Annotated in this window: 15 protein-coding genes; 5 read left to right on the top strand and 10 right to left on the bottom strand. The window is 56.7% G+C overall.

Annotated features, from left to right (window positions below):
- A partial coding sequence (locus CBB91_RS08155; protein WP_273013383.1) for an RNA methyltransferase occupies window positions 1-387 on the bottom strand: 387 nt, incomplete at its 3' end.
- Window positions 388-1,524: 1,137 nt separating this feature from the next.
- On the opposite strand from CBB91_RS08155, the gene CBB91_RS08160 reads away from it, so the two are divergent.
- Window positions 1,525-2,745, top strand: coding sequence for an NADP-dependent isocitrate dehydrogenase (locus CBB91_RS08160; RefSeq protein WP_273013385.1), 1,221 nt, complete (start codon window positions 1,525-1,527; stop codon window positions 2,743-2,745).
- A 177-nt stretch (window positions 2,746-2,922) separates the two neighbouring features.
- Here the strand turns inward: CBB91_RS08160 and gmk are convergent, their stop codons facing one another.
- The 7 genes from gmk to fabD form a co-directional block, all read right to left on the bottom strand.
- On the bottom strand, window positions 2,923-3,576 hold the full coding sequence (gene gmk / locus CBB91_RS08165) for a guanylate kinase (protein ID WP_035552075.1): 654 nt from the start codon (window positions 3,574-3,576) through the stop codon (window positions 2,923-2,925).
- Window positions 3,566-4,453: a YicC/YloC family endoribonuclease gene (locus tag CBB91_RS08170; protein WP_273013387.1), complete on the bottom strand. Its 888-nt coding sequence runs from the start codon at window positions 4,451-4,453 to the stop codon at window positions 3,566-3,568. The genes gmk and CBB91_RS08170 overlap by 11 nt, the downstream gene beginning before the upstream one ends.
- Window positions 4,450-5,478 (bottom strand): endolytic transglycosylase MltG, encoded by a 1,029-nt coding sequence (gene mltG / locus CBB91_RS08175; RefSeq protein WP_273013388.1) that lies wholly within the window; start codon window positions 5,476-5,478, stop codon window positions 4,450-4,452. Before mltG ends, CBB91_RS08170 begins: the two co-directional genes overlap by 4 nt.
- 62 nt (window positions 5,479-5,540) lie before the next feature.
- Window positions 5,541-6,827, bottom strand: coding sequence for a beta-ketoacyl-ACP synthase II (fabF, locus tag CBB91_RS08180; protein WP_273013390.1), 1,287 nt, complete (start codon window positions 6,825-6,827; stop codon window positions 5,541-5,543).
- Between the two features lie 14 nt (window positions 6,828-6,841).
- Window positions 6,842-7,075: an acyl carrier protein gene (locus CBB91_RS08185; protein ID WP_027839729.1), complete on the bottom strand. Its 234-nt coding sequence runs from the start codon at window positions 7,073-7,075 to the stop codon at window positions 6,842-6,844.
- A gap of 114 nt (window positions 7,076-7,189) precedes the next feature.
- A complete protein-coding gene (gene fabG / locus CBB91_RS08190; protein ID WP_035552085.1) occupies window positions 7,190-7,927 on the bottom strand; it encodes a 3-oxoacyl-[acyl-carrier-protein] reductase in 738 nt (245 codons plus the stop codon).
- A 6-nt stretch (window positions 7,928-7,933) separates the two neighbouring features.
- On the bottom strand, window positions 7,934-8,884 hold the full coding sequence (gene fabD / locus CBB91_RS08195) for an ACP S-malonyltransferase (RefSeq protein WP_273013392.1): 951 nt from the start codon (window positions 8,882-8,884) through the stop codon (window positions 7,934-7,936).
- 208 nt (window positions 8,885-9,092) lie between these two features.
- On the opposite strand from fabD, the gene rpsF reads away from it, so the two are divergent.
- The 4 genes from rpsF (at window position 9,093) to CBB91_RS08215 (ending at window position 11,933) form a co-directional block, all read left to right on the top strand.
- A complete protein-coding gene (gene rpsF, locus CBB91_RS08200; RefSeq protein WP_035552524.1) occupies window positions 9,093-9,431 on the top strand; it encodes a 30S ribosomal protein S6 in 339 nt (112 codons plus the stop codon).
- 15 nt (window positions 9,432-9,446) lie between these two features.
- Window positions 9,447-9,704: a 30S ribosomal protein S18 gene (rpsR, locus tag CBB91_RS08205; RefSeq protein WP_027839724.1), complete on the top strand. Its 258-nt coding sequence runs from the start codon at window positions 9,447-9,449 to the stop codon at window positions 9,702-9,704.
- A 12-nt stretch (window positions 9,705-9,716) separates the two neighbouring features.
- Entirely contained in the window at window positions 9,717-10,304 is a 588-nt protein-coding gene (gene rplI, locus CBB91_RS08210; RefSeq protein WP_035552087.1) for a 50S ribosomal protein L9, read from the top strand.
- 135 nt (window positions 10,305-10,439) lie between these two features.
- Window positions 10,440-11,933, top strand: coding sequence for a replicative DNA helicase (locus CBB91_RS08215; RefSeq protein WP_273013394.1), 1,494 nt, complete (start codon window positions 10,440-10,442; stop codon window positions 11,931-11,933).
- Between the two features lie 33 nt (window positions 11,934-11,966).
- On the opposite strand, the gene CBB91_RS08220 is transcribed toward CBB91_RS08215, so the two are convergent.
- Both CBB91_RS08220 and CBB91_RS08225 read right to left on the bottom strand, forming a co-directional pair.
- A complete protein-coding gene (locus CBB91_RS08220; protein WP_273013395.1) occupies window positions 11,967-12,905 on the bottom strand; it encodes an alpha/beta hydrolase in 939 nt (312 codons plus the stop codon).
- Between the two features lie 6 nt (window positions 12,906-12,911).
- Window positions 12,912-13,823: a crotonase/enoyl-CoA hydratase family protein gene (locus CBB91_RS08225; RefSeq protein WP_273013396.1), complete on the bottom strand. Its 912-nt coding sequence runs from the start codon at window positions 13,821-13,823 to the stop codon at window positions 12,912-12,914.
- Between the last annotated feature and the right edge of the window lie 81 nt (window positions 13,824-13,904).

Below are 13,904 nucleotides of genomic sequence, written 5' to 3' on the forward strand. Positions count from 1 at the left end.
GTCCGACACAGCCACCGCGTCATTCGGGAGGCCGGACTTCTCCGCCCCGAACATGATGGCGGATTGGCCGGTGCAAAGACGCTCGAAAGCGGCGTCAGCGGCGTCAGCAGCGTCGCCCACGCGCTTTTCGATTCCCCGCAGACGCGCCGTGGCGGCGGCCAACCATGTGATGCCCTTCAGCGCATCCGGGAGGTTCTCGAAAACCTGCACTGTGACACCGGCCTCGAACGCGCCAGCGGACATCGTGTCAGCCGCCGGGTTCGGCCAGCCGTCCCGCGGCGTGACGATGCGCAAATCTGTAAGACCAAAATTGCGCATGACGCGCGCGGCGGCACCGATATTCTCGCCAAGCTGCGGCGAATGGAGAATTATTGCAGGATTTGACATGCAGCCTCCAGTGCCCATTCAGCCCCGGAACGTCAACAAGCATCGCTGCCCTTACCGGGCCATCTATTCGCAAGTTAGTCGAACGAGGCGAATTTGATTTGGGAGTGTTGTATAGGATGGCTCCATGAACTTCTGAGTTTTGCCGTCAATCGTGATCAGCTCGGCCCCACCCCACTCGTGGCCTTGGCTTTTAGCATGGATGTACAGAATCGATGCTCGATCAAATTCCGAATGGGGCCCAAGCTTAACACCTTTGCGCTCGCCGGGATCCANCGCAATNACGAAGGGAGACGCCCGTTGAAAGTTTGGAGTCTGCAATGCGTATTCGATCTCCACCGCCTCCTGACACCCATTTTCGACATGAAACCTTATCATCCCGGCATTAATTGCAGCCTCGACCGTTCCCACTTCTGGAACATCAGGCGACTTCGACAGATCCGAAGACGGTGGAAGTGAAGCGGATTGTCCGGATGCCCCATCTTGCGCGGCACCGGGAATTCGTTCGAACGTTTCGGGGTTCATGAAATCAGGTACGCCGCCTGATTTTGCCTGCCGCGCCGGATCNGAATCGCGTGGCGAAGAAACGAACGGAACGAAGCCACCTCCTACCTTGGGCAGAGGGGCGCCNGGAACATACTCATTTTGATACAGCATGCTGCCAAGGCGTGCGGAGTCGCAATCTGGAACCTTATAGACACAGTAGGCGATCAGACCGATNCCGCCGACTTTTTTCATGGCATCCGTGCGGTTTTCCCATTTCGACATGATGCGACCNGCAGGCACCCATTTGGAAAAGCCGTCATCTTCCTGCACCTTTACCCGGTTGCCCGCTCGATCAATATCGATGATCAGCACCGGCGAGTTTGTGACCATGCCTTCCAGATATACTTTCTCGTATAGACTCAGATCATCAATCGGATAGCCAGNCGCCGATAAACNAATCCCAAGCCACAGACTTAGNCCTGCAAACAGAAATCTTGAAATCACCATCCCGGCGTCCCCCATCCGTCGGTCGATCAAACACTTTTTGGCTGAATGACAGCTGAACCGCCGAAGTGCCAAACCGCTCTTTTGACGCGGGCCAAACACCTGCTATAGCCGAGCCCAAACCGTTTGAATGGCAAAGGAAGCATGCACATGGCGAAAATCAAGGTCAAAAACCCGATCGTCGAGATGGACGGGGATGAGATGACCCGGATCATCTGGCAGATGATCAAGGACAAACTGATTCACCCTTATCTCGATGTCGACCTGAAATATTACGACCTGTCGATCCAGAAGCGCGACGAAACGGATGACCAGATCACCGTCGATGCGGCCAANGCAACGAAGCAGTACGGCGTCGCTGTCAAATGTGCGACGATCACGCCGGACGAAGCTCGCGTTGAGGAATTCGATCTGAAGAAGATGTGGCGCTCGCCAAACGGCACGATCCGCAACATTCTGGGCGGCGTCGTCTTCCGCGAGCCGATCGTGATCTCCAACGTGCCACGCCTTGTACCAGGCTGGACCCAGCCGGTCGTTGTCGGCCGTCACGCCTTCGGCGACCAGTACAAGGCGACAGACTTCCTTGTGCCGGGCAAGGGCAAGCTAACCATGAAATGGGAAGCATCCGACGGCTCCGATTCCAAGGAATTTGAGGTCTTCGACTTCCCGTCCTCCGGCATCGCGATGGGCATGTATAACCTCGACGAGTCGATCCGCGACTTTGCCCGCGCCAGCATGAACTATGGCCTGCAGCGCAAATGGCCGGTTTACCTGTCGACAAAGAACACAATCCTGAAAGCCTATGATGGCCGCTTCAAGGACATCTTCCAGGAAGTGTTCGAAAATGAGTTCGCTGACAAGTTCGCCGAATTCGGCGGCACCTATGAGCACCGCCTCATCGACGACATGGTNGCNGCNGCCATGAAATGGTCNGGNGGATATGTCTGGGCTTGTAAGAACTATGACGGCGACGTGCAGTCCGACACGGTCGCTCAGGGNTATGGTTCGCTTGGTCTGATGACTTCCGTTCTGATGACGCCGGATGGCAACACAGTGGAAGCTGAAGCTGCACACGGCACGGTGACGCGTCACTACCGTAACCACCAGAAGGGCGAAGCGACGTCGACCAACTCCATTGCCTCCATGTTCGCCTGGACGCGTGGTCTCGACCACCGTGGCCGCATGGACGACACGCCGGATGTNCGTGCGTTCGCTCAGAAACTGGAAGAGACGATCATCAAGACCGTTGAAAATGGCCAGATGACCAAGGACCTCGCCCTGCTCGTCGGCCCGGACCAGGAATGGCTGACGACCGAAGGCTTCATCGAAGCGGTGGACAAGAACTTCCAGGAAGCCATGTCCAAATCCTGATCCCTGCAGGACCAGATTAAAGTTGAGCCCCGCAGGAAACTGCGGGGCTTTTTCGTTGTCACAGAAGGTATTTCAGCACGAACCATGCGCCGAAGACAATGCCCAGCAAAGGTATGAGCGCGATCAACCAGACAGGCCGCGCCTTGACGTTTCCCAGGCCGTCTTTCTTGTCATCCATCAAGCCTCTCCAAGAAGCTGGCGCACATGGTCCTCAAGGTCCAATTGACGCAAACGCTTGAGCCGTTCTGTCAATAAGATGCGCCAGAGCCGCTGATAGGCAACTTCCAGGTCATCATTCACAATCACATAGTCATATCGCCGCCAGTGCATGATTTCGCGCTTGGCGTCTTCCATTCGGCGCGCAACGATCTCAGGCGTCGAACCGGGACGCGCGGCCAGCCTTTGCTCCAGCGCACTGATACTCGGCGGAAGAATGAAAACCGATACGACGTCGTTCGGCATCTGGTCGTGCAATGCGTCAGCACCCTGCCAGTCCACATCAAACAAGACGTCTTCGCCTGCTTCCAGTTTGGCGACGGTATCTGCCTTTGGCGTCCCGTAGTACTTGTCGAAGACGTGAGCCCATTCAAGGAATTCGCGGCGCTCAATCATGTCGTGGAACTGATCTACGGACCGGAAGTGATAGTCCTTCCCATCCACCTCTCCCGGCCGTGGCGGTCTGGTCGTCGCAGAGACAGACAGGTTCACATCTTCAAATTCGTCAATCAGCTTCCTTGCCAGCGTGGTCTTCCCCGCACCTGACGGGCTCGACAGAACCAGCATCAGCCCTCGGCGTTTGCCGCTATCTTTTGGATGTCCACTATTCGACATTGGCTGCCTGCTCCTTGAACTGGTCAATTGTTCCTTTGAGGCTGAGTCCAGCATTCGTCAAATCGAGGCTGATGGATTTCGAACACAATGTATTCGCTTCCCGGTTCAACTCCTGCGCCAAAAAGTCCAGTTTGCGGCCGACCGGTGAACCGCTGCTCAACAGTACCCGGGCTGACTGAAAATGTGCCTGCAGCCGATCCAGTTCTTCGCGCACGTCAGCTTTTGCCGCAGTGAGTGCGAGTTCGGCAGCCAACCTGTCGGGGTCGATCTTTTGTTCGGCACCCAGTTCTTCCAATTGCTTAGAGAGTCGAGCTTTCAAGAGAGCCGGCTGATCCGCTGCGAGCGAAATCGCTGAACCTGTCAAAGCAGACATTTCATCGACCAGTTCACCCAGCATCGACGCCAAAGACACACCTTCGGCATGCCGCGCGACTTCCAGTTCCTTGATCACCTGCTCTGCCGAATTTAGCAGCAAAGACATGGCCCCTTCATCCGCGGCCACATCTCGCAAGCTCGTAGATCCGGTTTCCACCACACCCTTCATCGTCATAAGCGTCGCAATCGCTTCACTCGACAGCGCTCCGCCATGAGCGCGCTCTGCGGCGTCTTTCAGCGACGACAGCAGTNCCTCATCGATNNCGGCACCGCCTGCCTGATCACTCANTTCAATTCGCAAGGACACCTGTAAGGATCCGCGATTGAACGCCTTGCTTGCGATAGCTTTGACAGCTCTATCCAGGCCGTCAAATCCTGGAGGCGTGTTTACCCGGACATCCAGTCCACGCCCGTTCACGCTTTTGGCTTCCCAGGCCCAAGCCCCCCAATCGGCTTCGCCCGCCACTCGGGCAAAGCCGGTCATTCCCGACAATACGCTCATTCCCCAGCGCGCTCCCTCTGAATCTCTTCCCGCTCATATTTTCGATACGCCGCGACGTTTCGATTGTGTTCGGCGAGCGTCTTGGCAAATAAATGCCCACCCTTGCCATCTGCCACAAAGAATATGTGGCCCGTCTCATCCGGATTGAGGACCGCAGCAATTGCCTCACNTCCCGGATTGCAGATTGGCGTCTTTGGCAGTCCATCTATTTGGTAGGTGTTCCAGTCTGTCTTGCGGTCAATTTCTGAGCGATAGAGCGTGCGCCGCTGGCCACGCTTGTTGTAGAGCGGCTCGCCTTTTGAGATGCCATAAATGATTGTTGGATCACTCTCCAACCGCATCCCGCGCTTGAGCCGCGTAACAAACAGGCCTGCAATCTTTGCGCGTTCTCCCGAAACGCCAGTTTCTTTCTCGACAATGGATGCAAGAATTACTGCGTCCTCCGGGCTCGCAATCGGTAGATCCTCGGCCCTGCCGGCCCAAAGCTCTTCCAATACTGCAGACTGCGCCTTCTGCATGCGTTCAACCAGCTGCATTCGCGTCGTGCCGCGCTGGAAAAGATACGTGTCAGGCAGCAATGAGCCCTCTGGCACGTCTGTCTCAGGCATCGCGCCAGTGAGAATGGGATCTGTCTCAATAATCTTGAGCAATTGCGCAGTCGTTCGACCTTCCGGCAATGTGATCTTGTGCAACACAGATTTGCCTTCGATCAGCACGTCCATGACTGANNCGATGCTTGCCTGAGGCTCAAGTATGAATTCGCCGGTCTTGATGGCGAGTTCGGTACCGTCCAGTCGCGCTTTAAGCCTGATCAGCCGATCATCGCTGACTATGCCTTCCTGTTCCAATCGTACCGCGACGCTAGAAAGGGTTTCGCCTGGCGCAACGACAAAGACATGTTCTTGTGTCGACGGCCCGGCTTTCGTGATTTCATTCTGAAACCAGAGCCAGCCACCCCCCAGCGCGGCACCGCCCACAAACAGGAGCAACACCAGCAACGAAAGCAGTGCTTTGACAAATTTCATGAACGCCTCGCGAATCCTGACTGTGCCAGCCTATATGCCAACCCCAGCCCGGAGAAACAGGCTTACTGAACTTCCTTGAGAACCAGCGAAGCGTTCGTCCCACCAAATCCGAAACTATTGGACATGGCGGCGCGTACGCGTCCCTTCTTCGCCTTATGCGGGATAAGGTCGAGTACTGTTTCGAAGCTCGGATTGTCGAGGTTCAAGGTGGGCGGCATGACCTGATCGCGAATAGCAAGCGCGCAGAACGCCGTCTCGATCGCGCCAGCAGCNCCCAGCAAATGCCCAACCGCGGATTTCGTGGAAGACATGGACATNTTCTTGGCGTGATCGCCAAAGGCGCGTTCGACTGCGCCNGCCTCTCCCTCGTCGCCCTTGGGCGTCGACGTACCGTGTGCATTCACATAATCGATTTCAGTCGGGTCGATCCCGGAATTCTTCAGCGCCATCTTCATGGCCCGATATCCGCCTTCCGCACCTTCGGCCGGGGCCGTGATGTGATAGGCGTCGCCGGTCAGGCCGTAGCCGGAGACTTCAGCGTAAATCTTCGCACCGCGCGCTTTGGCGTGCTCGTACTCTTCGAGCACCACTACGGCAGCGCCTTCGCCCATGACAAAGCCATCGCGATCCTTGTCATAAGGCCGCGAAGCCTTTTCAGGCGTATCATTAAAATTCGTGGACATGGCTTTTGCCGCGCAGAAGCCAGCAATTCCAATTCGCCCGATCACCGCCTCGGAACCACCTGCGACCATGACATCGGCGTCGCCGAACTTGATCAGTCTCGCAGAGTCACCAATGGCGTGNGCGCCTGTNGCNCANGCNGTCACCACAGAATGGTTNGGCCCTTTGAANTTGTGCCGGATAGATACNTGNCCGGAAGCCAGATTGATCAGGGCAGAGGGGATGAAGAACGGGCTCACCTTGCGCGGCCCGTTCTCGTGAAGCGTGATTGCTGTGCTGTAGATCGACTCAAGGCCACCAATACCGGATCCGATCAAAACGCCNGTGCGCTCCTGACCTTCATCATCNTNAGGTTTCCAAGCCGCATCTTCAACGGCCTCATCGGCTGCAGCAATAGCGTAAAGAATAAACTCGTCGATCCGGCGTATCTCCTTCGGAGACAGGTATTTATCCGGATCAAACGCGTTGGGGTCCCCCTCGCCGCCACCGCGACCTGTTACCCACGGAACCTGAAACGCAATCTTGCACGGCATGTCTTCTGGATCGAACGTATCAATACGCCCTGCTCCAGACTTGCCNTCAATCAGGCGTTCCCAAGTTGCCTCGCGACCATTGGCCAACGGCGAGACAATCCCGATTCCGGTAATAACAACGCGGCGGTCTGACATANAGTACCCGAAACTTAGATGTGAGCCTTGATGTGCGTTACCGCATCACCAACCGTGCGGATGGATTCCTGCACGTCATCCGGAATTTCGATGTTGAACTCTTCCTCGAAGGCCATGACCAGTTCGACCAGGTCCAGCGAGTCAGCGCCCAGATCATCGATGAAGCTTGCGCTTTCGACGACTTTGTCACCATCCACGTCGAGATTATCGACAACAATTTTTTTAACGCGTTCTAGAACGTCAGACATGAGTACCTCTCTGAAAATGCCTGAGGACTGGCCCAGATTCGAACCATTGTGTTGCGCCTAGCATACACTTGGGACGAGCGCCAAGTCCTATGAGTGGAGCTTGCTGTTGTGAAATCAGATCATTGCCATGCCACCATTCACATGGATCGTCTGTCCCGTGACGTAGGCGGCTTGATCTGACGCGAGATAAACGGCGGCGGCAGCGATGTCAGAGCCCTGCCCCAGCCGACCTGCTGGAATTTGGCCCAAGAGCGCCTCTTTCTGCTTTTCCGGCAACACATCCGTCATAGGGGATTCGATAAATCCCGGTGCGATTGTGTTGGCAGTAATGCCGCGACTGGCAACTTCCTGCGCGAGCGATTTGGTAAATCCGATCATCCCGGCCTTGGACGCGCAATAATTGGATTGCCCCGGGTTTCCGGTCACACCTACAATTGACGTGATCCCGATAATCCGACCATGACGGCGCTTCATCATGCCTCGCACACAACTCTTGGTGAGCCGGAAATAGCTGCCCAGATTGACCGAAAGGACATCGTTCCAGTCATCATCTTTCATCTGCATCAGCAGCTTGTCGCGCGTTATGCCGGCGTTGGCGACCAGTATGTCGAGCGGCCCGATCGCTTCTTCCGTCTTCCCAACCAGCCCATCAACAGAATCAGCGTCTGAAAGATTACATGGAACAATGGCCGTCTCGCCCTTCAGCGTACCAGCGACCTCTTCCAGCACATTCTCGCGTGTGCCGGACAGCGCCACCTTCGCGCCTGCCTCTGACAATGCCTGAGCGATGGCCCGGCCGATGCCGCCTGATGCGCCGGTTACAAGGGCCGTACGCCCGGTCAGATCAAACATTCTACCTTATCCCTTCATTGCTTCTGCAAAGGCTTCCAGATCCTCTGGGGTGCCGAGCGTGAAACCATTCAGCGCCTTTTCAATGCGGCGCTGCATGACCGTCAGAACCTTGCCATTGCCTGCTTCGCCGGTTGCTTCAACTCCCTGAGCCACCATGAATTGCACACTTTCGGTCCAGCGCACACGTCCTGTGACCTGCGATATCAGGTTTTTACGAATAATTTCAGGGTCGTTCACTGCACTGGCAGACACATTTGCTACAAGCTCAGTCGCAGGGCTGGAAATCGCAACATCTGCAAGGGCTTCCGCCATTGCATCAGCGGCGGGTTGCATCAGCGAGCAATGGAACGGTGCTGAAACGTTCAGCAGCATCGCTTTTTTGACGCCATTGTCTTTCGCATGAGCGCAGGCCGCCTCCACCGCGTCCTTCCTGCCAGAAATGACCAACTGTCCGGGTGCATTGTCATTGGCGATGTCACACGCCCCCCCGGTTTCGCGTCCGGCTGCGCAAGCTGCTTCAGCCTGGTCGATGTCAGCCCCGAGCAGCGCTGCCATCGCGCCTTCGCCCGGTTGAACTGCCGCCTGCATCGCGTTGCCACGAATGCGCAACAGTTTAGCCGTGTCAGACAAGCCAATCGAACCTGCCGCAGCCAACGCGGAATATTCACCGAGCGAGTGACCGGCGACATAGGCCGCATCTTTCGCCGACAGACCAAATTCACTCTCTAGCGCACGCGCCGCTGCAACACTATGGGCCATCAAGGCAGGTTGCGTATTCGCTGTCAGCGTCAACTCTTCAATATCTCCTGCCCACATCAGCTTTGACAGGTCCTGGCCAAGGGCTTCGTCTACCTCGGTAAACACGTCCCGCGCGGACTGAAACGCATCCGCCAGTGCCTTACCCATTCCGATTTCCTGGCTCCCTTGCCCAGGAAAGATCAGCGCAAACTTTTTCATGTCAGTATTCTCCAGATTGCGCCCGTGGTTAAAGGTGACCGCGAATGTAAGCAAGCGCTTGAAAAACAGGCGCAAATGCGCTTTACACCCGCCTTCACTCGCAGGCATGCGGCCCTTGGTAAACTGGAATGAGCCAGATGAAGGGGGGCCATCGCCAGGCAGTTTCCCGCTGTCCGGCGCCGCATGGCTCTACTATGGGACTGAAAATATGGCATTTTATGAGCATGTCGTGATCACACGGCCTGACATTTCGCCTGCTCAAGTCGAGACATTCGTCGAAGAACTGAGCGGCTTCCTCAAGGAAAAAGGCGCAAAAGTTGGCAAGACCGAGTACTGGGGTCTGCGCAACCTTGCCTATCCGATCAAGAAACAACGCAAGGGCCACTACTCCCTTCTGAACATCGACGGCCCTGCCGACGCGGTTCACGAGCTGGAGCGCCGCCTGCGCATCTCTGACGACGTCATGCGTTACATGACCATTCGCGTCGAAGAACTGAGCGAAGAGCCATCCCCGGTTCTTTCTCGCAAAGACCGCCGTCGCGACTAGGGAAGGACACTCGAAATGGCTCAGAAACTGAACATCACGAATATCCCTGCCCGCCGCCCGTTCGGTCGTCGCCGCAAGGTCGACCCGTTCACCGGTCAGAACGCGCAGGTCATCGACTACAAGGACGTGAAACTGCTGCAGCGCTACATCTCTGAAAAAGGGAAAATCGTGCCTAGCCGCATCACGGCCGTAAACCTCAAGAACCAGCGCAAGCTTGCTCAGGCGATTAAACGCGCCCGCATGCTGGCCCTGCTTCCGTTCGAAGTGAAGTAAGGAGACACCGACATGCAAGTGATCCTACTTGAACGTATCGAACGCCTCGGCACGATCGGCGACGAAGTCAACGTAAAGAACGGCTTCGCCCGTAACTTCCTGATCCCGCAAGGCAAGGCCCTGCTGGCCAATGATCGTAATCGCGCCCGCTTCGAAGCGGAACGTGAAGCCATTGAGACCCGCAACGCTGAAGCTCGCGCGAAAGCCGAGTCCGAAGGCAGCACGCTCGATGGCATGATCTTCACCCTGATCCGTCAGGCTGGCGACACGGGACAGCTCTACGGTTCGGTTACCGCACGCGACGTGGCCGATGCTGCTGAAGCTGCCGGCCACAAGATCCCGCGTTCTGGCGTTCGCCTGAACCGTCCGATCAAGGCTATCGGCATCTATGACGTTGCGATCCGCCTGCACGCGGAAGTGACCATCACAGTTCAGGCAAACGTTGCCCGCTCGACCGAAGAGGCTGAGCGTCAGGCTGCTGGCGAAGACATTGTTGCTTCCCTACAGGCCGCCAACATGGAACTCGCTCAAGAGCAGGCAGGCGAACTCGCTGAAGCTGCTGCAGAGCGCGCAGAAGCTGGCGGCGAAGACGAAGAATAATCTTCAGCTTTCGCACAAAATTGAAGGCCGCAGCTTTTCACAGCTGCGGCCTTTTTTGTGGACGACGTGTGAATTGCGCAGTCAGCAGCGCAACAAGTCCGTGAATTCACCTCCCGGCTGAGGTAAAAGACTCGGATGCCACTTGATGACGCCCCCGCCGCCACGATCACTCCACCACACAATTTGTCGGCTGAGGCAGCTGTGCTGGGCGCGATTCTGTTTGACAACAACGCGTATCAACGTGTTGCCGATATCCTCCGGCCGTCTGACTTCTATGCACCTGCCCATCAGGAACTGTTCGACGTTTCAGCCACAATGATCCAGCAGGGCCGGATCGCTGACGGCGTCACTCTTCGAGAGCATTTCGAAAAGGCCGAAAAGCTCACAGAGATTGGCGGGGCCCGTTACCTTGAGCAATTGCTGGATTCCGCCGCATTCGGCCCTGAAGTTGGCGACTATGCGCGCATGATNCGCGACCTTGCGATGCGACGTACACTGGTCGGCATCGGNAGCGAACTCCAAGGCCGCGCGCTGAACCCGACGCCTGAAGAAAGCGGTGAGCGACAAATCGAACTCGCCGAACGTCAATTGTTCGATCTGGCAGAGCGTGGATCTTCGGGNCGNGGCTTTAGTTCGTTTTCCGAAGCACTGACCGAGTCGCTGAAAAACGCCGAAGCCGCTTTCAAGCGCGAAGGAAAGATCGCGGGTATTCCAACCGTATTGCGCGATCTCGACGAAAAGCTTGGTGGNTTGCATCGCTCAGACCTGATCATTCTGGCTGGTCGTCCGTCGATGGGNAAAACATCGCTGGCGACAAACATCGCCTACAANGCGGCGGCAGCCTATCGCGCTGAGGTGCAGGACGATGGCTCCAAGAAAACTGTCGACGGCGCTATTGTAGGATTCTTCTCGCTGGAGATGTCGAACGAACAATTGGCGACACGGATCATCGCCGAACGCACCGGCATCACGACGCACCGCATTCGCCAAGGTGACTTGGACAAGAGCGACTTTGAGCGACTCCGCGAGGCAACGGAAGAACTGCAGAATTTGCCGCTTTACATCGANGACACGGGCGGCATCTCGATCAGCCAGTTGGCTGCGCGCGCGCGTCGCCTGCAACGGTCTGTCGGCCTGGACATGATTGTGATCGACTATTTGCAGCTGATCACCGTCACGAGCGGAAACTCAAACGCAAACCGCGTGCAGGAAATTACCCAGATCACAACATCCTTGAAGGCCCTCGCCAAGGATTTGAACGTTCCAATCATTGCGCTNTCACAGCTGTCTCGCGCCGTTGAGCAGCGNGATGACAAACGTCCGCAGCTCTCAGACCTTCGGGAATCAGGCTCGATCGAGCAAGACGCCGACGTGGTTCTGTTNGTCTATCGGGAAGAGTANTATCTCTCCCGTACTGAGCCAGGCGCAGACCCGAATGATCCGGCGTCCAACGAAAAATGGAGCCAATGGCGCCAGCGGATGGACCAGGTTTACGGCAAGGCTGAAGTCATTATNGGCAAGCAGCGCCACGGCCCCATNGGCCGGGTCGAACTCGCCTTCGACTCGAATGTCACACGCTTTGGCGATCTGTCTCACGATCAGCAGGGATATGGCGCAGACTTCGAATAGTCTCAGAGCTCGGCGAGCCAACTCAGCAAACGTTCACTGACCTCCACTGGCCGCTCTTGCTGCGTCCAGTGTCCGCATCCATCGAGCAACTCCGCCCCTCTGAGNTCGGCGAGGGCTTTCCTTCATCGCGGCGATCATGTCNCCGGGAAACATCTTCAAGACAAGATCCTCAGTTCCGCCNATNTACAAGGAGGGCTGGCCGATGATCGGAGAAGAGGGATGAGCCGACAGATATGCATGGTCTCGGTGCCAATTGCGATATCGGTTAAGAGGCCCCCGGAATCCTGACTTGCGGAACTGGGCATCATAGTAGGCCACGTCNTCCTNCGATAACCACGGAAGCGGCATGTCCGGCTCCGGAAGGCGGTGAAGCAACGTGTCGCCGTGCTTCTTGTCGATGGGCCACGTCCCTGCTGGCGCGTCGCCCGAAATCGCATAATAGAATTTNCGGATCGNCTCCGCCGGGTCCGCTTCGAGTTCGGCCTCAGGTGGCCCTTCGTCTTGGAAGTATATCTGATAAAAAAACAGTCCACGATCCGTGAACAAGGCACGTGCTGCATCTATGAATACCACGTCGCCTGGCGGAATGTAGGGCACAGACAGACCCGCAACTGCCCTGAACTTTCCGGCGTGGAGGCGCGCGGTATTCCACGCGATCGGCGCGCCCCAATCGTGCCCTACCACAACAGCGGGATCATTCGGGGACAAAGCATCCACAAGACCTGCAATGTCGCCAGTCAGGCTCTCCATGTCGTAGGCTTCTACGGCATGGGGGCGGTCGGACTCTCCATAACCNCGAACATCGGGCGCTGCCACACGGTAGCCCGCNATNGACAGCGCCTCGATCTGGTGACGCCAAGAATACCAGCTTTCAGGAAAGCCGTGAACGAGAATGACGAGCGGCCCATCACCAGCGAGCGCGACGCGGAGCCGGATACCGTTGGTCTCTATCAGTCTCGTTTCTGGTGTCATCGCGACTCAATCCTTGTCGCCGATCCATTTGAATTCGGGCTCATTCCACCAAGGATAAAAATTCGGCATNCCGTCGGACACCTTNACNGGATAGACCGGCTTTCGCTTCTCCAAGAAGCTCATCACACCCTCCTTTGCGTCTTCCGTCTTCCCTCGAGAGTAGATGGCAGCNGAGTCAACGATGTGAGCCTCCATCGGATGGCTGGCGCCGAGCATGCGCCACATCATCTGGCGTGTGAGAGACGTTGAGACAGCCGCAGTATTGTCGGCAATCTCACGTGCCATTGCACGCGCGACATCCATCAATTCTGTCTGCGGATGAACTGAGCGAACCANTCCGCCCTCCATCGCTTCCTGAGCGGGAAAGACGCGTCCAGAATAGCACCATTCAAGGGCCTGCGAAATTCCCACAAGGCGCGGCAAGAACCAGCTGGACGCAGCCTCCGGGTTAATGCCCCGACGATTGAATACAAAGCCGAACCGGGCATTGTCGGCCGCGATCCGAATGTCCATCGGCAATTGCATCGTAACCCCGATACCCACTGCCGCGCCATTGATGGCACCAATCACCGGTTTCAGGCTGTCGAAGATACGCAACGTCACACGCCCGCCGCCATCACGCTGGATGTCTACATCTTCGGTGCGGCCGGCCTCTCCATCTTCAGCCCGCTTGTCGTAATCAAATGTCTTGGCTCCTTCGGAAAGGTCCGCGCCAGCACAAAACGCTCGGTCTCCCGAACCCGTCACGATCACGGCGCGAACACTGTCATCCGCATCGGTGATGTCGAACGCCTCGATCAATTCGTACATCATTTTGCCCGTGAAAGCGTTCATCTTGTCGGGCCGGTTCAGGGTGAGCGTCGCGATTCCATCCTCGATGTCTAGAATGATCTGCTCAAATTGCTTCGGCTGCGCCATGGCTGGACTCCCTTTGCTGTTTTTCCGCGCCAAGCTGCCCGCGCCTCAGCATTCGTCAAGACTTACCCGGCGGCACACAGG

The sequence above is a fragment of the Hyphomonas sp. TMED31 genome, assembly GCF_002172815.1.
Lineage (GTDB): Bacteria > Pseudomonadota > Alphaproteobacteria > Caulobacterales > Hyphomonadaceae > Hyphomonas > Hyphomonas atlantica.